The sequence below is a fragment of the Flavobacterium luteolum genome, assembly GCF_027111275.1.
Lineage (GTDB): Bacteria > Bacteroidota > Bacteroidia > Flavobacteriales > Flavobacteriaceae > Flavobacterium > Flavobacterium luteolum.
This window is the reverse complement of record NZ_CP114286.1, coordinates 4027931-4053011: the sequence shown is the minus strand read 5'-3', so window position 1 is coordinate 4053011 and position 25081 is coordinate 4027931. Positions and strand designations below refer to the sequence as shown.

24 protein-coding genes are annotated in these 25081 nt (G+C 31.1%); 2 read left to right on the top strand and 22 right to left on the bottom strand.

Annotation, left to right across the window (positions count from 1 at the left end):
- Positions 1–3: 3 nt before the first annotated feature.
- The 22 genes from OZP10_RS17375 to OZP10_RS17270 all read right to left on the bottom strand — a co-directional run bounded on the left by OZP10_RS17375 (position 4) and on the right by OZP10_RS17270 (position 21270).
- Positions 4–1812, bottom strand: a complete 1809-nt coding sequence (locus OZP10_RS17375) for a type VI secretion system Vgr family protein (protein WP_281632005.1) — start codon at positions 1810–1812, stop codon at positions 4–6.
- Between the two features lie 36 nt (positions 1813–1848).
- Positions 1849–2244 (bottom strand): type VI secretion system tube protein TssD, encoded by a 396-nt coding sequence (gene tssD / locus OZP10_RS17370; RefSeq protein WP_281632004.1) that lies wholly within the window; start codon positions 2242–2244, stop codon positions 1849–1851.
- Positions 2245–2397: 153 nt separating this feature from the next.
- A complete protein-coding gene (gene tssD / locus OZP10_RS17365; RefSeq protein WP_012025247.1) occupies positions 2398–2784 on the bottom strand; it encodes a type VI secretion system tube protein TssD in 387 nt (128 codons plus the stop codon).
- A gap of 173 nt (positions 2785–2957) precedes the next feature.
- Positions 2958–3389, bottom strand: coding sequence for a GPW/gp25 family protein (locus OZP10_RS17360; protein WP_281632003.1), 432 nt, complete (start codon positions 3387–3389; stop codon positions 2958–2960).
- A gap of 10 nt (positions 3390–3399) precedes the next feature.
- Complete coding sequence (locus OZP10_RS17355; protein WP_281632002.1) at positions 3400–4113, bottom strand: hypothetical protein; 714 nt, start codon at positions 4111–4113, stop codon at positions 3400–3402.
- A gap of 54 nt (positions 4114–4167) precedes the next feature.
- Positions 4168–4695 carry a hypothetical protein gene (locus tag OZP10_RS17350; RefSeq protein ID WP_281632001.1) on the bottom strand — a complete coding sequence of 176 codons (528 nt, stop codon included), beginning with the start codon at positions 4693–4695 and terminating at the stop codon, positions 4168–4170.
- Between the two features lie 97 nt (positions 4696–4792).
- Complete coding sequence (locus OZP10_RS17345) at positions 4793–6163, bottom strand: DUF5458 family protein (protein WP_281632000.1); 1371 nt, start codon at positions 6161–6163, stop codon at positions 4793–4795.
- Positions 6164–6183: 20 nt separating this feature from the next.
- Positions 6184–6633 carry a hypothetical protein gene (locus OZP10_RS17340; RefSeq protein WP_281631999.1) on the bottom strand — a complete coding sequence of 150 codons (450 nt, stop codon included), beginning with the start codon at positions 6631–6633 and terminating at the stop codon, positions 6184–6186.
- Positions 6634–6687: 54 nt separating this feature from the next.
- Entirely contained in the window at positions 6688–7200 is a 513-nt protein-coding gene (gene tssO, locus OZP10_RS17335) for a type VI secretion system TssO (RefSeq protein ID WP_281631998.1), read from the bottom strand.
- Positions 7201–7222: 22 nt separating this feature from the next.
- On the bottom strand, positions 7223–8392 hold the full coding sequence (locus OZP10_RS17330) for a hypothetical protein (RefSeq protein WP_111424121.1): 1170 nt from the start codon (positions 8390–8392) through the stop codon (positions 7223–7225).
- Positions 8393–8571: 179 nt separating this feature from the next.
- Positions 8572–9543 (bottom strand): hypothetical protein, encoded by a 972-nt coding sequence (locus OZP10_RS17325; RefSeq protein ID WP_281631997.1) that lies wholly within the window; start codon positions 9541–9543, stop codon positions 8572–8574.
- Between the two features lie 296 nt (positions 9544–9839).
- A complete protein-coding gene (locus OZP10_RS17320; RefSeq protein WP_281631996.1) occupies positions 9840–10940 on the bottom strand; it encodes a hypothetical protein in 1101 nt (366 codons plus the stop codon).
- A 168-nt stretch (positions 10941–11108) separates the two neighbouring features.
- Entirely contained in the window at positions 11109–11477 is a 369-nt protein-coding gene (locus tag OZP10_RS17315) for a hypothetical protein (protein WP_281631995.1), read from the bottom strand.
- 320 nt (positions 11478–11797) lie between these two features.
- Positions 11798–12985: a tetratricopeptide repeat protein gene (locus OZP10_RS17310; RefSeq protein WP_281631994.1), complete on the bottom strand. Its 1188-nt coding sequence runs from the start codon at positions 12983–12985 to the stop codon at positions 11798–11800.
- 15 nt (positions 12986–13000) lie between these two features.
- Positions 13001–13198 carry a hypothetical protein gene (locus OZP10_RS17305; RefSeq protein ID WP_281631993.1) on the bottom strand — a complete coding sequence of 66 codons (198 nt, stop codon included), beginning with the start codon at positions 13196–13198 and terminating at the stop codon, positions 13001–13003.
- A 113-nt stretch (positions 13199–13311) separates the two neighbouring features.
- Complete coding sequence (locus OZP10_RS17300) at positions 13312–14457, bottom strand: SH3 domain-containing protein (protein ID WP_281631992.1); 1146 nt, start codon at positions 14455–14457, stop codon at positions 13312–13314.
- A gap of 4 nt (positions 14458–14461) precedes the next feature.
- A complete protein-coding gene (locus OZP10_RS17295) occupies positions 14462–17083 on the bottom strand; it encodes a L,D-transpeptidase family protein (protein ID WP_281631991.1) in 2622 nt (873 codons plus the stop codon).
- An 11-nt stretch (positions 17084–17094) separates the two neighbouring features.
- Positions 17095–17589 (bottom strand): DUF4280 domain-containing protein, encoded by a 495-nt coding sequence (locus OZP10_RS17290; protein ID WP_281631990.1) that lies wholly within the window; start codon positions 17587–17589, stop codon positions 17095–17097.
- A 51-nt stretch (positions 17590–17640) separates the two neighbouring features.
- Positions 17641–18714: a LysM peptidoglycan-binding domain-containing protein gene (locus OZP10_RS17285; protein ID WP_281631989.1), complete on the bottom strand. Its 1074-nt coding sequence runs from the start codon at positions 18712–18714 to the stop codon at positions 17641–17643.
- A gap of 15 nt (positions 18715–18729) precedes the next feature.
- Positions 18730–19698, bottom strand: a complete 969-nt coding sequence (locus OZP10_RS17280) for a TssN family type VI secretion system protein (RefSeq protein WP_281631988.1) — start codon at positions 19696–19698, stop codon at positions 18730–18732.
- A gap of 2 nt (positions 19699–19700) precedes the next feature.
- Positions 19701–20645 (bottom strand): type VI secretion system baseplate subunit TssG, encoded by a 945-nt coding sequence (locus OZP10_RS17275; protein WP_281631987.1) that lies wholly within the window; start codon positions 20643–20645, stop codon positions 19701–19703.
- Complete coding sequence (locus OZP10_RS17270; protein WP_281631986.1) at positions 20629–21270, bottom strand: C40 family peptidase; 642 nt, start codon at positions 21268–21270, stop codon at positions 20629–20631. The genes OZP10_RS17275 and OZP10_RS17270 overlap by 17 nt, the downstream gene beginning before the upstream one ends.
- Positions 21271–21558: 288 nt before the next feature.
- Here OZP10_RS17270 and OZP10_RS17265 point away from each other — a divergent pair, with 288 nt between their 5' ends.
- Positions 21559–22611, top strand: coding sequence for a PKD domain-containing protein (locus tag OZP10_RS17265; protein ID WP_281631985.1), 1053 nt, complete (start codon positions 21559–21561; stop codon positions 22609–22611).
- Between the two features lie 7 nt (positions 22612–22618).
- Positions 22619–25081, top strand: coding sequence for an AAA family ATPase (locus OZP10_RS17260; protein WP_281631984.1), 2463 nt, complete (start codon positions 22619–22621; stop codon positions 25079–25081).

Here is a 25081-nt window from a genome sequence, read left to right as displayed (position 1 = left end):
ACATTAGTAAGATTTAGATTTTTCGGCACTATTAACCTGCATTTCTTTTTTAGAGTGTTTATTTATTCCACCTTCACTACTATTATCAATTCCTTTAACTGCAATTTCTTGTCTTTCTTTAGCAGTATGCGATTCCAAATTACCCTCAATATTTTCCATAAAATTCCCAGTAACTGACAACATATTATCACCACCAACAGTAGTATTAAGCATCATACCTACAATACTCATTTTATCGGCTCCAGCACTTTCTGTAATATTCATTCCAGCATTAGCCGTAATATTCTGAGAAGCATTTAGATTAATATCTTTCGCATTAAAATTAATCGTGTTGTTGGCAGTAATATTAATATCTCCTGCAACAGTATCAATTACTATTTCGTTACTGTTTTTGTCGGTAATTATAATACTTTCATCTTCGGTAAATTTTATTATATGACCACTTCTAGTATGAATTGCTTTTACATTATTCTGTGCATCAGCATAACCGCTTGAATCTTGTCCGTTATACTGTGCTCCAATTACATACGGATTCTGCACATTATTGCCTTCAAAACCAATTAAGACTTCTTCTCCAATTTCAGGAATAAAATAAAATCCTTTTCCTGCACCAGTATAAGGCTGTACCATTCTTATCCAATCTGTGACTGCCGTACCGCTTGCACCGTAAAATTCTACTTTTACACGTCCTAATCCTTCTGGATCATTATTGTCTTTTACTCGTGCTGGCTGCGTTTCTGCTTTACTGTAAACAAATACATCGGTATAATGTGGTGCAGATACATCTGCTGGAATTGCTTTAAACTCGCAAGAGTAATTTCCGTGCACTTGAGAATGATGTATCACTTCAACAGCTATTAATTCGTGCTGTACCGTTTGATTTTGAATTGTAAAAACCTGTCCTAGACCAATTGGAAAATAAGAAATACCGCTGTAATATATACTGTTGGCATCATTGCCCGCAGTTTGCAGTTTTACCATCTCATCGAGTTCGTCTTTATTTACGGCATTTGTAGTGTAAGCAGCATTGTTTAAATCAGAATTTGCTACTGTTCCTTGATTGTAACCTACAATAGTAGCGAAACTGTCTTTACTGCCAAACGAAGTTTTAGTCGCTGCTTCCCGAAGAGTCGATACGTTTTTATAATCGTAACCGTTCAGCGAAATTTTATGCGAACTCATATTAGCCTGTATCTTAAAACTATGCAGCGAAGCGCCATTAATCAATTTGGTCTGGCTATTTTTTGTTTGTCCGAACTGCATACGCATTCCATCAAAATAAAACCATTGTCCATGGCGTTTTGCTAGTCTTTTTAGAAACTCAAAACTGGTTTCGTTGTATTGCAAAAGGTTTTTAAATTCTTTTAGATAAGTTGATTTAATAGACTCCCTTTGATAAAATTCTCCTGGGCCTTCAGCAAAAATACTCAGCACGATATCATCCATACTGCGCTCTTTAAATGTTCTTGCTTTTTTCATATCATCAATAACGATACTGTGACTTATGCCAGAAACGTGCAATCCTGCTGGGCTTCCATCAACATCAATAGAAGAAAGTTCTGTAATTATACCTTTGCTCATTAGTCTAATTCCTGTAAGACTTTTAAAAGTAAAAATTACCTCATCTCCAAGATAGGTTCTAAGTGCCTTGGCTTGGTCAGCAGGCTTAATTACCGCTTTGCCAGTATATTGCCAAACGAAAGAAAAATGATGATGGTCGGCCATTTTTTGAGATAGCTTTAGATCATAATAAACAACGTTTTGGGTGAAACCTCCTATAGTTATATGTACTTGTTCTGAAAAATGTGCCATAATAATATGTCCTAATTTTTAATTAGCTTTTAAGAATTAATCTAAAGCAATCCAATTATTTGAGAATTTAGCATCTCCAAAAGTCAACTCTTTTGCCACTAATTCCATAGTAATTCTCATTGGAATTTCGGTAGTGCTTGTAAACTGTTCGTCATAAGCAATACAAAATGCTTTCGTAAACGTAAGTTCTTTCATTTTACTTAAAGCATCTCTTCTATAAAAAACAATTTTCCCGTCTTTGGTCAAATCACCATTTAACATCCAAGATAAAAAATGACTGTTTTGACTTGCTTCAATTATCATTTTTATAACTCCACCTTTAGCATTTCCCGTAGGTTTACTTGTTGTATCAATTTCTTGTTTAAAACCAATATTAAATTCAAGAACATTAAATTCTTCTCCGTCTATTTGTAATTTAGATAAAAAACTCATTTTGTAGATTTGTTTAGATAATTAATTTAGAAAGTGCGAAAATCCAATTCGTAACAATTTAAAACTGGATACTCCAAAATAGAAAAACAAAAAAAGGAAGTCCCATTATCGGACTTCCTTTCAGTTTCATAAAGATTGATAAAGTCCAAAGGATTATACCCAAGCATTATCAAATTCTCCTCCACCCATCGAAATTTTGCGAGCAGAAATCATAAAAGTTTCAGTTAATGGATTTTCACTGTTATGATCAAAGTTTTCTTTGTACTTAACCATGTAAGCTTCTGTAAACTTTAGCTCTTTTAAAGTAGCATTTGAATCACGTTTGATAAATTTTACAGACCCATCTTTTCTTTCGAAATTGTTAGTCATCCACTCAAACAATTCAGTGCTTCCAGTTGATTCAACCTCAATCATAATTCTTCCTCCACGAGTTACTGTAGATGGACGCCCAGAAGCATCTGTTTCTTGAGCTAAATCATAACTAACGTTTAATACTTTGTAATCTTTTCCTGCTACTGTTAATGATGTTAAAAACGACATAATGAATTTTTTTTAATTATTAATTTATTTATGTCGTAAATATATAAATAAAATCTTACATTAATTTGATTTTTAATAAATTTTTATCTATAAATTAAATATCACAAGTAAGCAAATTTCTAAAATCAACAAACTCTTTTTTAAGCTCTTGAAATAAAATATTAAAAAAGCATTTATTTATAAGATAATGGTCCGACAAAAAAGTAACCCCTAAAGTCAAAATCACGGTTTGTACTTTTTATAGTGGCTTCTAATATTATATCAACTTTCTTTTTTGACCTGCTGACATCATCAACGAAATACATGGTTTCTGATAATTCAACAATAAGCTCTTTTACTTTTATTCTTTTTTCATGAAAAGCCAGAGTCTGTTTCATGGTTTTTGAAATAATTTCTTTTAGCGTATTTTCATTCATCAGTAAATCAAAGTCGATTTCCCAAATTTTTGATCCAAAGGTTTCATCAAACTTGCACTCACCAAATGTCGTCGTGGCCAGTAAAATGATCTGTTGCGCGATAGAATGCTCGATAGAGGTTTTTTCAAGCTCTTTTTTTTGCATTACGCTATTAAAATCTATCGGAAGTTTGTAAAATGCTCCTTTCATAATTTATTTTTTAAATATAAATCAACTTATTAGCTCGGCCTTTTTTATCTGTTTCCATTTCCTTAGAAATCTTCTTGCGTTTTATGATGTGCAGTTTAACTGATGGCGTGAGTTTTAGAAGTTTTTCTCTGTATAAGATATCGCCAATAAACCTCTGCCCTTTTTTCTCATCCACAATTACAAAATAGCTTATTCCCTTCTCCACTTTTAGTGTATTAATATCACCCGCAAAAAGCTGAATATTTTGTTCTTCCTTCTGAAAACTATAGGTAAGTTTATCTTCATTTAATTTTCTATATCTTGAAATATCATACGTTTCCATTTCTTCTTTTAAAGGCTCAAATGGGATGTTTTCAAATAGAAAGTTATTTGGAGCTAAAAACTTTAAGCCCAAAAAACTCCACAATCCTTTTTTCTTTGTCTGTTCTTTATAGAAAAAAGTGTCACGGGTAACTTTATATACTTCTTTCTCGTTTGTTTTATCATCTGTAACGATCATTTGATAAACCGGAACTTCAATTTCAGCAGGAATTTCAGCACCTTCCAAATACGTTTTCAAATAAACAGATCCCACCTCCTGTTCCGAAATGGTGATATTGATAGTATGCTTTTTTAAAGCAGAATCTGTTTTTACAATTACTTTTCCTTCTCCGCTTCCTGCATAAAAAACAGAACCGTCGTTATCTGTAAGCCCTAATGAAAGGTTCAATTCTGGAAATGGCATATTTTGTTTTTTTAGAGATTATATTGAGGTGATATCAATTTTCCACAATTTATTTTATTTTTTCTTCCTCACTTTGTAGAGCTTTAAACAGTGCAGATAAAACCTTATATTTTGATTGTCAACTTCTGTGGGACTAAATTCATAGTCCTTTTTAAGCGTAAAAAACTTTATTGTGTTTATAGAGTTTGACATTAACTTTTTAATATCCTTTCTTCCAAGCTGTAAAGCTGCAGTTCCGTCACAATTAACGTTAAAACTATTTTTTAACAAATAGCGTTCTCCATTTTTAAAATATAACTCCAGAGGCTGTTCTTGTTTTACACAGACGTTATCTGTGAAAATCTTAAAATATAGATAGATGCTGCTTTTTCTTTTACCTAACTGAAAAACAGCATATTCGTAATCTTCATTGTATACACGAAGTAAAATTGGTGTCGCACTTGCAAATAACTTTCCTGAAAGCAATAAATCATTTTGCGTAATAGGACAGCTTAAAGTATCAATTTGATTTACTTTTTGTGCTTTAATCGAATTTGATATTGAAAACAAACCGACTAAAAGTAAAATTTTAAGTACGTTCATGAATTTGAATTATTTGGTTTGATCATTCAAAAGATCAATGTTTTGTTGAAAAAGGAAGCACAATTTTATGTGCTTCCTTTTTTTATTTACTGTACAATTATTTTTGTTCGTAATCTGTATCCCATTCTGTTCCGTCATCACCTTTGTGACCATCCATTTTAATAAGGAAGTTTTTAGCCGGGAAATACGGTTTCATATGGATATCCATATAAATTCTGTCTTTTTGAATTGGATCTTGTTCGAATCTGCGGATTTCAAAATTCTCAATTAATTTATCTGGACCAGTGATTCCGTCAAGGAAAGCAACGATCTGATTCATAATTTCTTTACGTGTTTTAGCAGTAAAGTTTTCGAAAGCACGACGGTTAAGGAAATCCATTAATACTTTAGTCACATAGTCAAAAACACGAACTACAGAATAAGTTTGTAATCCTAAGTTATCTCCGCTGAATAATGTTTTAGCAGAGAAAGCCATTACTTTTCCGTATTCATTTACCATCGGAACCAATCCTAAGTTTTCAAGATTAGCGATTTCGCTTTTCTTAAGATCAAATTTCACTCCGTCAACTTCATTAATTCCTCCAAATTTCTTACCCGCAGTAACTTGAGACATTAATGTTTTGTAAATTTTTCCTGCTAATGCTGCAGAAGGCGCAATGTGCAAATCTTCGTTTTCTTCAATTTGATCAAATCTTCCACGCCCAACAAGCCAGTTGCAAGTCATGATTACGTTAGAACGGTACACATCTCCTCCTGTTAAAGAAGCAGCGTCAAACATTTCCATTACATCATCCGGTTCGTCAAGATGTTCGAAATCTGTAACCAACATTACTTTGTTTTCATGCGCAATTTTCGCCCATTTTTCGATTACTTTATTTGATCCTAAATAGCCTGGAATTACCAAAATACCGTAGTTGTTTTTAAGATCTAAACGATCGTAATTATCTACTAATTCTGAGTGAATTGCATCAATAAAACGAGTATTGTCAAGATCTTTTAACTGATCTAATTCTGCGTTTACAATCGTAACATTTTTTACTTTATCAGATTCTGTATTTTTAAAGAATAAAGCTAACGTTCTGTAAGCTGCCTCAATTTCTCGTGTATCTTCAACAGCTTTCGCAAGGTTTTTTTGCAATAAAGCTTCAGATTCTTTGCATTTGTCTTCACTTTGCGCTACCATGTCAGTCAAAGCTTCATTATTGCTTAAAACCGAAGTCCAAAGTTCTAATGTTTTTAAAAGTGTTTCTCTTTCTTTTGCTTTGTTTACTTCACCTAAAAAGATTTTTCTTCTTGCTTTTCTCTCTGGATTAAGGTTCTGAACTCCTTCAATTGCCATTTCTAATAAATCAAAACCGCCGTATTTAGCCAGTTTTTCAACATTTCTTTCAATTGAAATTCCTTTTACTGCTTTTGGCTCTAATACTGCTGTATCTAGATCACCTTTATATGCTTCTTTACTTGACATATCTAAAATATTTTAATTTCTTATTTGTTCTCTTTTAACTCATTGATCAATGCTCCAAGGCTTTCTAATAAAGCTTGTTTTGCTTCTCCGTCTTCTAAAGCCGCTTTTAAAATCTTATTTGATTTTAACTGACGGATAATTTTTTGATACTGATCTTTTTCTGTTTCAAGATCAGATAAAAAACTACTTTGTGTTGTGATTCCTTTTATGCCAAAATCTCCTAAGTTTTTAAAGTTTAAAGGCTCAACTTTAGTAGCGCCATCAGCAGTTTCAAAATTTACTTTTACTTCTGGCTTAAAATGTTCGAATGCTTTTTCAACGCTTGTAATTCCTTCTACCAATTCTGGTTTTACCGGAGCATCTACTGTTAATTTTTGAGCAACAAGTGTTCTGTTCTGAGGGATTGCAGTGATCGCTTCATCTGCATCAATTTTTACTTCATTACCTCCAATTCCATAGTTTGACAACATAATTTCAAATTTTTAAATGATTAGTTTATTAATTTCTTTACTCTAAATTTCTAATTATTGATTTTGGTAAACCTGACGACATACATCTAAGTCTCTGCTTACTTTTTCTAACTCTTCTTTGTAGGTTTTAGCCGACTGGTTCAAACTGTCTATTAGGTGCGAATTGTGTGTAAGGCTTCTAATTTGTTTTTTGTAATCAATGATATTCTTGTAGGCTAGAATAACATTGTTATATAATTTTTTGTTTTCGGTAGTGTCTTTGGGAACTTTTTGATAAATATTGGCGATCATAACATTTGCCAGTCGCTGCTGAAAATCGTTATCTACTTTTGGCGAATTGATTGAATCGATTGTCATTCTGATACTGTCAATTTTAACCGAAAAATTAGTTTGATAATCGTATTCTCTTTTCATCATTTCATTTTCTGCTTTCAGCATTTTGTTTTCTGCTACGGGCATGTAAAAGTTGAACGAAACTGCAATCAGCATAACCAAAAAAGTCAAGATAAAGGCAATTAAAAAAGCAATAAATGCTTTTTGGCGTTCTTGTTTATTTAATACTTCCATAATTATATTACTATTTTATTTTTTAGTCTTTTATAAAGAAACCGTGACGTTTCGGGTTATGAACGATGTCTTTTTTCTCTGTTTCAGCAACAAACAATTCAATATTTTCTTTTTTCTTACCGATGTAATCCAGTTTGCTTAATGTTTCGAATAATCTCTCTATTCTATTTAAAGCATTTATAGCCAGTGAAGCTGTTTTATCGATATGCACATGATCGTAGCCAGCATTTATAAGCGTGGTAAACAATATTTCGAAATCTCCTTGCGAGATATCACACCATTCGGCAAAATAGTTTAACAGCTCTTCTTTTCCTGCTCCTGATTTTGAATCGATAAAATTCTTCATTACTCTAGCAAATGCAACCACAGTGCTTAACATCGAAGCTGGATGCTGGTGCAATGAAAACCAGCGGAACTGAGTTAAACAGCTGCCTAAGTAGTATCCTGTATTGTCTGCCAATTGCATTACCGTTTGTGGTAAAAGTCCTGTCTGCTGTCCTCTGTTTATTTTTTGAGAAATCTGAACTGAGTAAATCTCAATCTGACCAAACGAACGGGCAATCTGCGCTTGCATATCAACCAGTTTTGGATGACAGGATACTGTTACAGAAGACGGAATATAGTCTTCGTCTAAAACTGTAGTATCTCCAATTAAGATTTTACCAATTGCGAGATAAAAACCACCGTATCCAATTCCTGAGCGGAATTCTTCGGCTTTAATTAAATGCAGTTTGTATTCTGGCTGTGTGTACGGATATCTTGGCGGTACTTCATCTGGATCTGGTTCGCCAAAAGGAATTCTCTTTTTAGAATTAACCGAAATACAAGCCAATAAAACCAATTGTTCGCCGTCTTTTATCTCATAAGTATCTTCTGGATACGGAATCTGAAGATCTAATGTGTCCGTATTGCTTTTACTGATTTCTATTCTTGATCCGTTTGGCGTTATGGCGTGGCATTCTTCTACACGAACGCGAAGCAGTTTGTGATTATCGATTCCTAAAGTGATTTTTGTAGCCTCTTTATTTTGGTTTCCAGAATCCAACAGACCATAACTTATAGGTGTGGTATGAATACCAATTGCATCATTTACCAACTCAGAAACATTGTCCTGAATAGATAAAAAATGACTCTTATTTATCTTCATCCCATCAATCCAGTTTACGGGAAAATGACTTAATTTTTCTATCATGATTTTTTATTCTTTATATTTTTTTGATTTACTCCCATAGCAAAATGCCTCATGTAATTGGATTACATAAGGTTTTTGAAATAATTACTAGCAGTGGTGGTTAGTAATTAGTGCTTATTTGTTTTTGGAAATTGTAGTTTGTTAGTATATTTAATATTTGAAAACTTAATATAATAAATCTACATGAAGTTTTCTTTTCGATTTGAGTCTTTATAACGCTCTAATTCTTTTTTAAACTGTTCGATTTGTAAAGAATTTAAAATTTTATGCTTATTTAAAAAAGTTGCCTCTCTTTCAAGTTCTCTATTATAATAACTGCAAAAATCTTTATTATTGATATTTCCAAAATTATCAAAATATATACACATATTTCTTAAAAATTCTTCTGTTTTCTCTCTGACATCTTGACCCAAATTTTCATTAAGATCTAAAATAGAACAATAACTTGGAGATAATAAAACATTTTCCTCTTCATCTAATCTTTCATTTAGAATTAGTGACTTATAAGTATCAGTTAAATTTTTTTCAGATATTATTAACTCCTGGTTGATTTCTTCATTTCTTACAAGTTCAATAATTTTATAATATCCATTTTCTCTAAATTCCACCCCAATTTGTATTATAATCTCTCCTTTCGCTAGAATAGGAATTTCGACGCTTGAAAATTCTTCAAATTCTTTCATTGGCTTATTGTAATCAATACTATTATTCAAGTTTGTCGTGAATAAAACTACAAGTTTACCTTCCTCTCCAACTTTTGATTGATATTTCTTGCAATTAAACTTTCCAATACTAAAAATACCATCTACAGGCAGTAAATTTTCACACTGAATATCGGTTTGTGATGTCGTTGTAGCCAACACGTATTTTTTATTAAATATTTTTCCCTGTAAATTATAAGTTTTACCTTCAAATTGATAACAAAAATCTAAATAATCACAGTTTAAAAAACTTGATGATTGATCGTATTGTAAACTAAAAACTGGCGAATCAATTTTATCACTAAAAAGTAAAGATCTTAGTTCTGTAGTTTGCCCTACTTGGTAGACAAAATGTTGATCACACATATACCTTTTTAATTGCGCTTGTAAATTGATATTTGTTATGAACAAAAAAACAATTATTTTCCATTTTACACTTATTGTCTGCATACTAATTTTGTTCTCGAAAAGCTTTTTATTCTTTTCCTTTTTTAGATTAATATTAGTCTTATCCTACTATATTTCTCAGAATTGAAATACTCTAAACTTTATAAAAACAAATCTTTTACCTTTTATAAAATTTATAATTTCTACTCATCCTAAAACATTCAAGATTAACATTTTTTAAATGCCAAACGAAAGGACTCTCGTGAGAATGGGGTTATTGTCAATTTTTAATTGAAAAATGTTATTAAATTTTGAACATCCTCTTACCGGAGAAAAGACTTTTATTCAACAATTGATTTTCATTTTTTTTCCTCAATGAAAATCGAATTTGCAAATCCGTTTTTTGTTCCATCTGTTAGGTCTTCAGAAACACCATTTACCCATAGTTTTGCGACCGTTCTATCTACATCATTTGTCTCAAATCCTGTGATATAAATATTGCTTTTATGGACAAACACTGAAGTAGCATAGGCCCTTTTTTTACCATTTGTAATATATTTAGGTTTACCATTTATAAATAACTTTGCTGTTTCAACTCCATTAATAAATTCACTTCCAACAATATATGCAGTTTTTTTATTTACATATATTGCTCTTGCAGTTGAATTGTTTGGATTATCAGAAAGGTTTTGAGCCTTTCCGTTTATCCATAATTTTGGTATATATTTATTGTTTATTATTTCATAACCTACAGTATAAACAATGCCTTTTTCTACATATAAAGATAGTGCGTAAGCATTATTCATTCCATCTGTAATATTTTGTGGCTTCCCGTTTTTCCAAATTTTCGCTGTGGATTTATTCATTATATTTTCATATCCACAAATGTAGATATCTCCTTTGTCTACAAAAAATGAAGAAGCATCCACCCAATTTTCTCCATTAATTTCATCTATGGGAATCCCATTTTTCCAAACTTTTATAGTATAATTACTTTTATTAAACTGGGCACCTAAAATATAAACATTGTTATTCTCTATGAACAAAGAATTGGCATAAGCAGTTGTTTTACCATCTGTTAACTTTTGTATTTTTCTGTTTTTCCAAATAACTGCAATATACTCCTTGTTTGGTCTAACAGATCCGACGACATAAACATCTTTGTTGTTTACAACTACTGATTCTGCGTCTGAATATAGTTCTTTACTTTCTAAGTCAATATCTTTCCCGTTTTTCCACAATTTTACAATATGTTTCATGCCTACTTCATCAGCCATTTCCTCAATTGAAGATTCAAACTTACTGTCATTATATTCATATCCTGTGACATATATATTGACATCTTTTGTACTACTACTTTCTTCAACGAGAGATTTATTTATTTTGCAAGCTGTAAATAAGGTTATAATAGCGGTGGTAATAACTATTTGATTTAAGTATTTTATATAATTAGAATTCATATTTTTGTATTGGTTAGTGTTTATTAGAAACAAAAACTCCAAGTTTGCTCCTCTGCTAGCGGAAGTGTCTCTCTAGATAGTCCCTGAGGTGCTTAAAATACAATCTAATACAAATTATCACGAACGAGATGCTCGCTCTATCAGGGAAATTTGCATTAAACTTCATTATTATTTTTTCGGTTTTGTTTGACTTAACTTTAGCAAAAAATCTTCAGTAACATCTTCAAAATTAATATCATTAAAATCTTTTTTTGTCCAAGTTTTTGATGGTATTTTTTTATCGTGATCGGCTTTGTCAAAGTAGGTTTGACTGTATTTATGAAGAAGTATTTTGTCCTTAAATACGTTGAAAGTAATATAAGTTGAAATAGATATATTATCAGAACATATATAATCTTCTATTGTAAAATAATTCCCTTTAAATACAATTCTATTAAATCCTTCTGCAGCACAGTTAAAATCGTTCTTGGAAATAATATTATTATTTTCATACCACGTTTGAAAAGTATTATTTGGCAACCCATTTTTTATTTCCATTGAAAGTCCAAAATGAATTCTCTCAAACTCTCCTTTTTCTTCATCATTTGTATAAAGTATAATTTTATCTTTTATTCCGTCTTGATCTAAATCATAATCATAAAAATATGCAATGTTTCTATTCTCATTTGAAACCTGATTTTTCTTATTTGAAACTTGCCCATTACATGAAATTTATTAAGAGGCTTAATATCAATATTTTTAATAATAATTTCATAATTTTTCATTTAATTCCCTCAGCTAATAAAAGGATTGCGCTTTTGCTAGCTAGGGCTTTTCTTTTCAATATATCAAGGAACCTTAATTATTAATTCAAAGAATTATTTAATCCTTTCATAAACTCTTTGAGGTACTTTCTTTATATCCTTGTTTTGAATTTCCATTAAATGAATATATTTCTGATATGATAATTTAGCATCCTTTTTTCTATTATCTCCCCATTGAGCATCTGCCAAATTCAACCATGCCACAACCCTTTCAGGATTATCATCTATAATTTTATTTAAAAAAAATATAGACTCTTTATAAGCTCCTGACTGCTCTAAATAATACGCCACATCATTTAATTTATCTGTATCTATTATTTTAATGTCTTGTATATGTTTATCTTCATTGAGTGGAGCTTCTATAAATTTATCATCATTTGTTACTGTAAAATTTAGAATACCAATTTTTTTATAAAAACTGTCATATAGATTTGTGAAAGCAAATGATTTATTTTTTGTAAATGAGTCATGTAAAGAACTTCCTATGCCTTCCAAATCACTATACAACTGATTAATTAGTTTATAGTTTTTCAAATACACTTTATTAGATAAAAAACCTTCTTTACTATATTTTAGAATTTCTTTAGATGTTAAATAAACAGCATCATTTTTACATGTAAAACTATAAACTTGTTTCATTTTTGTGGAAGATCCATTATATTCATATGTTAAAACAAAACTTCGCTTATCTACTTTTTCTAAACTTGTAGTCAGTGACATTTTATTAATTATCAAACCTTTATACTCCTTTTGATTTACAAATAATGACGTATTCTCAATCCTTATTAAATCATTGTTTTTTAGTGAACCAACTTTTTCACTCCTATCATTTAAAAGCAAATTATAGTCGATAAAAGAATAAATTACAGGCTTATTTCCTTTGATATACTTTACAATTCCCCAATTATTTTTTAAAGAGTTTATATTTAGATTGAAGTTTTCATTTTCAAAATAAACATTTCTGGATTTTAATTTTATGAGATTATTACCTAGTTTTTGGGATATCTCCGAAAAATAAGCGTTGTTATCGTCGGCTATAACATAAAAATTCTTTTCCCCCATAACTTTTTTAAGGGAATCTATTTCTTTTAGACCTGGCGTATAATAATACACTCCGCTTTTTGTTATAGTCGCTTGAACACGACTATTTGTAATTATGTTGGCATTTTCTTTCTCTTGTCCTTTACAGGAAGTAAAAGTGCTTAAGATTGATAAATGAATAATTATATATATATATTTCATTTTATAAATATTTTTTTATTGAGTAATTTCAACATGATAAACAGCGTTCTCAATTAAAACTTGATCTACTTCTGACCTTTTTTGAATCTCTGTTAAAAAATCATTTGGATTACTAAGTCTACTAATTGATATATCGAATACATTAATTATACTAGAATTTGCACAATGTTTTGAAACTGTTGATGGACCTAAAGCATTTATTTTTGCTTCCATTAAACCTATAACCTGATCTCTAGGTTTATTTACATTTGCAATAAAAGCATAAAACTTTTGCTAGCCATGGCTTTTCTTTTCAATATGTCAAGGAGCATATATGCTTTTTTATATTATTCAGATTTAATTTTGGTTTTATAAACATATCCTTTCTTTCCAGAATTTGTTTTTATCAGCCACCAATTTTCTGAATCATTTAATATTTCAACTCTTTCGCCTGATTTAATTTTTTCAATTATAGCTGATGTACTATTTTTATCTTTTCTCACGTTAGTGTAGCCATCAGGATCGATAACTTTACCATAAGAAATCTCATTTTCTTCTGACATTAATAAGTACTTTTTAGTATAACTGTCAATTAATGGATATCCATAAAATTTTTGAGATTTAAATCTGTCTAACATCTTAGGATTTTGAATATAAAAATTATTAAGCAAACTGTAACCTTTATTATCATTCAAATCCTTATCTTCATAATGCTGCAATTCAACTTCTATTAAAAAAGCTAGTGTGGCATCAATCAATGAACCATCTGTTTTCTCTTTAATTTTATTAGAATTGTTTTTCAGAAAATAAGCTAAATCAAAAATAAAATCAGGCTTTTTATTAGCTATATCTTGCAATATTTTTTTTCTAATTACATCTGGTTTTGTTTTATTATTATACCATAGAAGATGCCATTTAAAACTTTCATTATAATTGTCAACCTTCTTTATATTCTTTACAAATGAATTATTTAAAAGATTGTTTTTTTCATAATTTAAATACACAACAATATCTTCAACTTTATCTTTATCTAAGTTTACTTTTGATATTGCAGATAAATCATCATTAAATAAAATCTTATTGTAGTTTATAAAATCAATATTATAATCATTATTCAGTCCATCTTTTAAAATATCTGCAAAAGCATCTCCAGCTCCATCAATTACACCTCTATCAACTTGATAAGTATCTATAAAACCTTCATAACTCAAAGCTGTATATCCAAGCCCACTTTCTAAATAAACATCATTAAATTTTGCATTATCAATATCAACTCCGAAATATTCAACAACCTTATTCTTAAATTCACTATGCTCTAGGAATTTATAACCATTGCCTTTTAACAAATCTCTCATTAATGGTATATATTCGGCATATAACTTATCTTCGTTTTTTTTTATTGACCCTTTAACTTCCATTTTTTTTTCCTTTGTTTGAGAATTACAACTAATAACTAACATCGTTATAATAGATAAAATAATTGTTCTTTTCATTGAATTATTGTTTTGCATTTTTACTATAATTTCTTCTTTTATCTTTGGGATCAACAACCATATCGTAGTCTTTGTATACATCATCCATAGAATCTACTTCTTCAACATAGACATAAATTGTTTTTCCTTTGCCCTTAACTTTATTATAATTTTCAACTAATTCTTTCATGTCAGCATTATATACTCTAATGCATCCATAAGTAACCATTAACGGGCCATTATCATTTATTCCAACTTTAGTAGTGTGTCCACTATGAATAGCAATTCCATCTCTTTTCCCAGGTGCAGTAGCTTTTTTTGCATCTCCAGTCATTCCATCTATGTGAATTAAACCATAATCTCCATAACTCGCTTCACCAATGTGAGTTTTTGAATAAGAAGATGACCAAAGTCCAGTAGGGGTACTTCCTTTTCCATTTCTCTCAAAGAAATTATTGTTAACTGTTCCCATTGCTAACGCGTAACCTTTCTGCACTATTTCTGTGTCATCAAAAAATACAAACATTCCTTCTGTTCTTCTATCCTTAGGAACAATAACATTAATATATGCGGTTTTTGATTCTGCTGAATACTCATTATCATATGTCGAAAATTTCCCCTTTGTTTTAGGAATTTCAACTTTTTCTCCCCATTTACAGTTATCAATTTTAAATGCTTCAGATGTTACTTCGTTAAATGCTTTTTGCTTTTCTATATAATTTGATGAAGACTTACCTTTTTCATCCTTAATTTTTACATCATTACCAACTTTAGGACAGATTTTATTTACTACATCATGTGTTTTATTTGCGATTGTATTCAAATTCTTCCACTTAAAGAAAATCATAGAACTCAATATAGATAACTCAATGCTTTCGCCTATTAAGTCTGGTTTTTTAACAACATCTAAACTATTTTTTTTTGTATATAAATTACAATACTCATAAAAACCTTTTCCTGTTACTTGGACTAATCCTCTACCTCTATAGTTCCAACCATCATTTGCTTCAGTATTCCCTATTTCTTTTGCTTTTTTTGCTGGAGGAGAATATGCCCAATTAGCTATTTTTTTTTGATCCTCTAACGAAACTCCTGGCTTTTTAGGTCTGATTGTTGGTCTACCCCATAATTTTGCTTTTTCTTTCCCTTCTTTGGTTTGAAATGCTTTAAAAATTGATAAACTCTCATAATAATAATTAAATCCTTCTCCTTCTTTTAATTCTAAACTTAAACCGGACTCAACTCTTGCCTGAGCAAATAAATGTGCTTTATTCCAACAAGTATCCATTCCTAAATCTTTCATATATTTAGTATACGTTGCGGCTACTTTCTCTAATTTTGCTGAATCAGCTTTAGGGAAAATATCTTTTAATTGCTTAGCTGTTATAGGCTTAGTGCATTCATCACAAGTGCCCTTTTTCTCATTTTTCCCGCCACTCTTTTCACCCTCTCCAACCTTCGCAGTCTTATTAGTCTGCTCTACAGGATCCTGTTTAAAAACTTCAGCATCTACATCTACGACCTCACTCTTTTTTAAATCATTTGCCTGCAACACTTTTACTTCTGCAAACAGTTCCTGTTCTGCACCTTCAGTCCAAAAATTTCCTCCAAGGCTTCGAGGAATTGTATCTAGAGGCACAACAATCGCATGCAAATCAGATTTTAGCGTAAATTCCTGCTGAAACAGTAAATCGTTGCTAGCTACATCTTCGTCATATAGTTTTAAGCTGATATCCTTTCCTTTTAACCCTGTTGAGTTAATCCAGACTTTAATCTGTTTTTCTTTAAACGTTCCTTTAATCTTATTTCCAGCTGTGTCAGTAAGATTCACTGAATTGATTCGCCCCTTTTCTTTTTTAGCACCTGATGCATCTTGCTTTGGAGAATCTTTCTTGGTAGGATTGCTTGGCTTTTCAGCTTCTTTTGGTGTTGTCGTTGCCTTATAGGGCGCAACCGGTGCTTCAAGGTCATGCACATTCACATTGTTACTTGCAATTTTTTCTTTATTAAAATCTACAGTAACATAATACTCATGAATATTGCCTTCGTCTTTACTTCTATTTGCTATTTTAGCAAAACTTGGTCTCAGCAAAAAGTCAACATCTGCTTTACCGTTTGCAACAACTCCTGAGAGTGTTTGTATTAGATTCTTTTCGTTTGCTTTGTTATGTCCGGCACCAGTAGCATCATCTTCCCACAAGGTAACATATACCTTTTGTTTTTCCATATGAAGACAGTGAGCCCTTGCTTTTAGAGTCTGTCCGTAAGAAAGCGGTTTTGCTGGTTTTTGTCCGTTTTTATCCAGTAATTCAATACTCTCAATTTTTGGTTTTTCGGCTGGATGTGTGGTTACATTAAGACGTGCCACATCTTGCCCTCTTCTTGCCAAAATACGGATACCTTTTCTATTTAAACTCTTTTGCAAGAATGTATAAGAAATTCTTTTTCCCGTTTTATCATTTTCTTTTGTCTTGCGCCATCTTCCATTTTCAAGAATGTATATTTCCCATTTTACTGGCTGTTCAAAACTATTGCTAGAAACTGGGTTTTGAAAAGGCAGAACATTGGGTAAAAAAGTATTTACCGAATAGAATTCTTCCTTACCTACAACAGGATCCGGATTTCCAATTATTTTAAAATCTGACATACTATTTTATTTTATTTACAAATAGAATCACTCTCTTCTAAACTCTCCTGAAATTTTGAGGTATTAACCAAAGGATTTATTTGATTATTTACCTGCGGTTTCGCTTTTTTAGCATTTTGCTTGCTCGCTTCTGCTTTTTGACCATGTTTATCAACTTCTATACAATCTGGCCCTCCAATAGGACAGGTTCCTTTACTGTCTTCTAGTAAAATCTTCCCTTGATTACTCAAGGTTACTTTTTCGTAAAAAGCAATCCACTTAGTAATTGTGGCCTGACACGGCAGATAATCACCGCTTCCGTTTGGCTGCATTTTGCATTTCCCAAAAGTATTTTTCTCTAAAGTCTGTCCAATTTCTTTGTCGGTCGCAATGAGTTTTTTCTCAGCATCTTTATCATTAGCATAATGCTTATTCTGCGATTTTACTTTTAATATATCTTTTTTAGGTTCTACGCTAAATTTACATTTTAGTGAAGCTCCCTGAACTACTATATGTTTCTCACTCATTGCCTTACCATTATAAATATTATATTCACTTAACTATTCTGTTTTAACTCTTTACTTCTGATTTTCTTCTTTCTTTAAAGATTCAATTTGTATGATCACTTTTATTGGTTCATCATACTCAATACTGCATTCTAAATCTATCTTTTCAATACAATAACTATGTTCATCCAGAAAATACGAAGCGTTGAATTTTCCTTTCCACGGGTCAAATCCAAAACTGGTTTCACCACCAGAATCTACAAAATCTCCTTTTTGCTCTACTTTCACCAAATTTGAATCATCTAAAATAGAATCTATCTTTTGCTGCACCGCAAACTTCGATTCTTCTTCTTTTTCTAATGGAAAAAAGACTTCTTTTTGAAACGAATAATTTGAGGTATAACCAACGTAAATGCCGTTAAAAAAAGCTCTCAAAAAATAATCTGAAGCAAGAGAATTAAATAATGTTTCAGAATTTTCTAAAGCATATTCTGAATATTCAATATAATTTTCGGCAACCTCCCCTTCAAAATAATCCAGAACTTCTTCTTTAGTATCTTTCCATCGGCTTTCTATTTCACTATAATTGTAAATATCAACCCACTTTCCAGATTCATCCACCACAATTTTTAATGGATATAAAACAGCAGCAGTTTTTGCAGCCAGTTCATCCATAATGGTATCTGGTATACTATTATTTACATAAATAGATCCTTTTTCTATTTCAAACAAATGATAATTGTTTCTATCAGTAGCAAGCCATTTTACACTTACTTTCATTTCTATTGTATCAACAGCATCTCCAAAAACAGTGGTGTAATTAACGTGGAAATCATTATTAATTTTGTCTGCAACAAATGGCAATGTATAATCACTTCCCAAACTTACTTTTTGAGCATTTTTCTCCTCTTTTTCTTTTCTTTCTTCAATATATTTTTCCGGTGCCAGAATTAAAAACTGAGAATAGCTTTTGAAATCTGCTTCTATTAAATCCTGAATCTCACAATACATATTATGATACCATCTAAGCTCATCAGCCTCAACACCAAGATCTTGAGCAACACTTGCCAGAGTATCTCCTTTCTGGATTTTATAAGTACGAAACTTATTGTATGGGGATTCTTCGGGTTTGTCTTCGTAATACATATTTTCTCAGCAACATTAAGCTTCAACCTCTTTTTCTTTATTTTCAATCTTAGGTTCGAACATAAACCCTTCTTTATCCTTACCTTTTTTATTTACTTTGGTTTCTTCTTTTTTCTGTCTTTTACAAATAATCACCGAATTCTCAGTAATACCATTCATACCTAAAGTATATTTTGCATCTATATATTTGGCTGTTTGATACCATTTTGGCTGTAAAAAGAATACCCAACTGCAATTTTCACCGTTTTCTTTTAAATCAATTTTACTTTCAGCATTATGCTGATTATATCCTGAAACAGTATGATAGAACAACGCCCCAAAATCAATTCTTACGGGACCTTTAGATCTTATAGAAGTATATTTAGTGTCACTTTCTTTTTTCTGGATTAATAAGGTAATCAACAACAAATCTTTCATTTGAACATTTTCTATCTCAGGAAAGGGATTTTTTCTTTCTGGAATTTTCCAAGTCACATATTCTTTAGGAGGAATCTGCATCATGTAATTAAAAGCAGCATAAACTCCAGTTGGCACTATGAATATCAAAAAATGGGAGCACATTAAAAATGTTAGTGCAATTCCGTTTAAGGCGGTATAAATAATCACAAATAATACATTTGAATAAAGTGTTACTAAAAATGAAAACAATAATTCGATACCCACAACGCCTTTTAGGTTAAACTCGTTAAAGTACCATCGATATAAATACACATTAAGGATTCCAAATAACAGCGAGGCAATTTGATAAAATCGAAACTCGTCTGAAAGCTCTGTAAATAATTTATTGTAGCCTAAAAAGCCAACCAATGCATAAATCAATACAAATGAAAAAATATAGATGTAAAACTTTCTTTTATACTGTACTGCAAATTCTTTTATTTTATCGCTGAATACCATCGTAAGTATAAAGCTTACCGCTATAATTACTACTAAAAATACAATAAGCCTAATATCAATAAGGGCTAATAAATGCTTCTTTACCATTACTAAATTCGTGTTGTATACCCTAACACAGGTTCTTTACTAAAATTAAACTCTTCTGTTTCTTTATTAATCAGTAAGACTGTTTTTATGTCAACTTCCATTGGAAAAAAATGTTCGCAAAAACAATCTATAAATATTTTTATGTCCCCGTTTTTAAGATAATGCTGATAAGGTTTATTGGTTATTGGACCAATTTCTATCCTTACATTCATGGAATAATCCATGTAATCTTTTCCAGTAATAAAATCAACTCCCAATCTGTTTTCTCCTAACCTGACCTGTTCCCCTTCTTCGCTATATTCTTTAGAACTTGTTGTTGTATAGGTTACTTTTTCTTCAATAATACTTGATAAACAATGGCAGGCAAGCTCAATGTCTCCCACTATTTTGTACGCATATGGCAGCAGCTGTATAAATTTTGAAACTAAAGTTTCAGGGTAAATGTGTGATAATCCCCAAAAATCATAGAAAAAATCCAACGGTTTGCTTCCGTTCAGTTTATATAAAAAGTTCCTTTCAATACTTTCTACTTTAGTGCGATAATGAAAAATTTCATTTTCAAAAGGAGTAAAAAAAACACGAGCTTCAGCTTCTTGCTTTTTCTGATGTTTATGCTCCCTTATCATCTGTTTTACAGACTTATCAGAATTATTCTCAGTCAAGCTATGCACAAAACCTTCTGGAAGCGCATCATACATACTATCTCGTGATAATCGTATATTTAAATATTCCTGTTTATCATAATTATCATCCTGAATTACCGCCTCCAAAATGTCGCTTCTGTAGGCACGCGAAAATTGCCCCTGATTAGAAACCGTAATTTCATCCTGCACAACTGCCCCGGACTCAAGAAGTTCGTTAGCAATAACTTCAGCCCTAATGTCATACGAAATATTTTCAATTTCGAATGCAAGATCCTCAAGACTTTTTTTACTTCTTCTTTCCATCCTCATTAATTCGCCCTGCGCCTATGTATCGCAACTGAAAATATTCATCATTGAAATTATAGATCTCAAGACCTTTCTCTGTACAAGCCAGAATTCTGTCATTATGCAGGTACAAACCAACATCAGATATCGGATGGTCTTTATCGTATCGAAAGAAAACAAGATCACCTTCGGCAAGGAAACTGCGGCCAGTAAAAATTTGTATAGATTTAGACTTCCACATACCTGCAGGATCTTTCGGAAGCGTAACCTTGTAAACGTCGCTATATAAAGACTGCAGAAAATAAGAACTGTCGATTCCTTTTTTAGAAAAGCTTTTTTCTTTGTATGGTGTATTAAGCCATGGGTCTATATAAGAATACAATTTATAGTTGGTGATTTTATTTGGAATAACAGCCAGAATAATGGAGTATTTTTCTTTTAAGGCAAGTACTTCATCACTTAAATTCTCTGAATTATCATTAACGATAATTCTATTTTTCAAACCTGTTTCATTCATTTGTGTCTGCTTTTTTAACAGCTCTAAAGAATAATCATATTTGAAGGGAATTTGCGAAATATATTTTTGAGCATGGCTTTCTGTAAATAAATGCATTACCAGAATTATTATAACAAACTGCTTCATAAAAATATTATTTAGTCTTTCTTAAAAATTCAACATTATTCAAACCTCAAAACTTTTCAGTTTACTTTCTTTTTTAATATACGAAAATTCTTATTTTTGAAAATTATTCATTTATTACAACTTTACTTACTTTTTGATTGAATCGAACACAAACCTAGTGAAATATTTTGTAAGAATACAAATAAATTTGTAAAAATTATATTACAAAATTTAAGTTTTTTAAAATAAATAAAATTACATTTGCTTTTTATTTTTATTAAAATTTATCTTACATAGAAAAATGTCGAAATGAATCAAAAAAATATTGATGTTAGGGTTTTATTTTTTTTTACACTTCTCTTACTAGCTGGAGTCATTGCGTTTATCATACAATTTTTTAATCATGTAGACTGCGAAGACGTCAAGTTTTACATTTTCACAGATCATTCACAATCAGAAGAATCGATAGAGTTTTATGACAAAACTCCTAATGCAAAATCATGGGTTTGGGACTTTGGGGATGGATCAGAAAAAGATATCAGAAAAAACACGTTTCACATCTATAAAAATGCAGGAAAATACTATGTTACTTTAACAATTAATGGTAATTGCACCCACACAAAAGAAATCACCATAAAAGACAAATTTGCTGCTGATAAAATGGGCACGCCAAAAATTATTGCGCCAAAAACTATTACAGTTGGACAACCCGCTTATTTTAAATCCATTTCAGATAATGCACGAACTTGGGAATGGGCGTTTGGAGAGAATAAAGGTATTGATGAAACCTCATCTAATCCAGTTTACAGTTTTATTACTCCAGGTGAAAAAACAATCACTTTAGTTATAAATGGGGACTTTAGCCGCGTGGCAAAAAAGATTATTTATGTACATCCAAGAGTTATTAAAAAGACTAATCCTCTGGACGTAAATTCATATGAATTTGAAAAAAGAGCAGAAGATTTTGCATTGCCACGGGGATCTGTAAAAAAGGATCCTCTTGAAGAAATGCTTCAATATGTTCCAGTTGCACCAAAAACCAAAACGGTAAAAGACAGTACTGCTGTAATTAAAAAAGCGCCTAAAATGTCTGAAGATCAGTTTGAAATTTTATTCAAAAAAGTAGCAGAAGGCAGTAAAGTAAAAGATGATTTTGCCGATTTTTTGTGTGATGACTTAGACATTCCTGTTGTAAAAAATGATAAAGATTTAATGACTTTCTCTCAATTATGTTCTTCTGTAAAAGGTAAAAAGATAAAAATCGAATCAATACGTTTAAATAAAGACAAACAAACTAATTGCATTAAAGGATTGAATATCAGCTATAAAGTAAAAAAATACCTGATCTGGTCTAAAGATTAAACTTGATATGGAAGAAGAAAAAAATGTTTTCAGTGCAGAACTATTAAGCGCATTAGAAATTGCTAAGAAAATTGCTAAAAACAATTCAAATAAATACTATTCGGCATCCCATTTATTAAAAGCCATTTTAAACAGAGATTTATCACTTTTGAAACGGCTTGAATCTATGGGCAAAGATGTTTATTATCTTGATGAATGGGCAGAAGTTCGAATCGAAGAAGAGCCCAAAACCATTCATGTACTTGATGCTGAGCCTAGTGATTTGATTGATGATGTCATAAAAGAGGCAGAATCTGTGCGAATAGCTTTGAATGAAGATGAGATTAGTCTTTATTCCACTATAATTGCTTTAAGTTCTCCCGGCGTAGGTTTCAATTTTGATCAAATGAAATCTTACCCTATCTCAAGAAATGAATTATTAGAGGATCAAATTATACTTCCGCAAACTGATAATGGTACAAAACAAGAAGTTAAAAAAGGTTTTTTAAGCAAATATTGTGTTCATAAAAACCTTGAAAAAATTAAAAAAAGAGCATCTGCGATTGGTCGTGAAACCGAATTGAATGCCATAAAAGAAATACTCTGCCGATTTTCTAAACCAAATGTTCTGCTTATAGGCGATCGCGGCATTGGGAAATCAATTTTAATCGACACTCTTATTCAAGATGTAATAGCCAATCAAGTTCCAGATGTTTTAAACAAAGTACAGCTTTTTGAACTTGATTTGTCGTCACTTATTGCTGGAGCTTCATACAAAGGCGAAATAGAAGATCTCTTAAAAAACTGTATTCAGGAACTTAAGCAATATCCAAAAGCCATCTTAATTATTGAAGAAATTCATGTTTTACTTGATAAACATGGAGGAGATTCAGGTGTTTCAAATGTTCTTAAAGGTGAGCTGGTAAAGGGGTTAAATATTATTGCAACCTCTACAATTGATGAATATTCCAAAAGAATTGAAAAAGAGCAAGGGCTTGCTGGAATGTTTGAAATTGTAAAATTAGAAGAAGCGGATGATCAAACTCTGTTTCGCATGATTCGTGAATCTATCAAAAGCTATCAAGAACATCATAAAATACAAATAGATGATGAAACGATTTCAGAATCTATTCGACTATCTAAAAGGTATTTAAAGGAAAAAAGTCTTCCTGAATCAGCAATTAACTTGATCGACCATACAATGTCGGTTTTAAAAACTTCGGGAGAAACTTTTCTTAATGAGAAACAGTCCATTACCAATAAATTAAATCTTTTAAAAGAAAATAAAGACAATTTATCTGAAAATCAATTGCTAAAGGAATATAAGTGGTTTCTTCATGATTTAACAAACAAAACAGCATTTTTGATAGATATTGATGAACAAAATGAAAAAATAAATTTTGAAACATCAGAATCTATTCTGAATTATATTGAGAACCTAATTAGCACGCTTGAGGAAAAAGCGCTTGACAAACGCTCCCATATTGAAGCTTTTGATTTGTCATTGATTATTGCTAAAAAAACAGGAATTCCCGCAGGAAAACTCAAAGAAGAAGAAAAACTAAAACTAAATACTATTGAAGAAGTTTTATGCCGAAGGGTAATCGGTCAAGATCATTGCATTGAGACTGTTGCTGGATCTATTTTAGAATCACGTTCGGGACTTAGCAAAGCAGGTCAGCCAATTGCTTCTTTCTTTTTCTTAGGGCCAACAGGAACAGGAAAAACAGAATTGGCCAAGTCATTAGCTGAATTTCTTTTTCAGGATGAAAACGCTATTATTCGTTTTGATATGTCTGAATTTAAAGAAGAGCATTCGGCAGCTTTATTATACGGCGCTCCTCCTGGCTATGTTGGTTACGAAGAAGGTGGGTTATTAGTAAACAAGATTAGACAAAAACCATATTCTATTGTTTTGTTTGATGAAATTGAAAAAGCACATCCTTCTGTCTTTGACGTATTTCTACAGATTATGGACGAAGGAAAACTGCACGATAGATTAGGCAAAGAAGGAGATTTCTCCAATGCCATAATTCTTTTTACCTCAAATATTGGCGCAGATCATATCGTCAATACATTTAATAATGGTGACATTCCAACTTCTAGTTCTTTAATGGAAATTATGGCAAATTATTTCAGGCCCGAATTTTTAGGGCGATTGACCGAAATCGTACCCTTTGCTCCAATTAATAAAGAAAATGCGCTAAAAATATTTGAGATTCACCTTAGAAAAGAATTCATTGATTTATTAAACAATAGTAAAATTACAGTAGAAATTCCTTTAGAAACTAAACTGTATTTAGCTGAAAACGGCTATAATGCTAAATATGGCGCAAGACCTATCAAAAACATCATTAGGACACATTTAAGAAGGACTCTAGCTAAAAAGATTATCTCTGGAGAAGTTAAAGACAACGACAACATATCGGTAATTATTGAAAACAACGAAGTGAAATGGATTATAGCAGAGTCTGTCGTGATTGAAAATTAA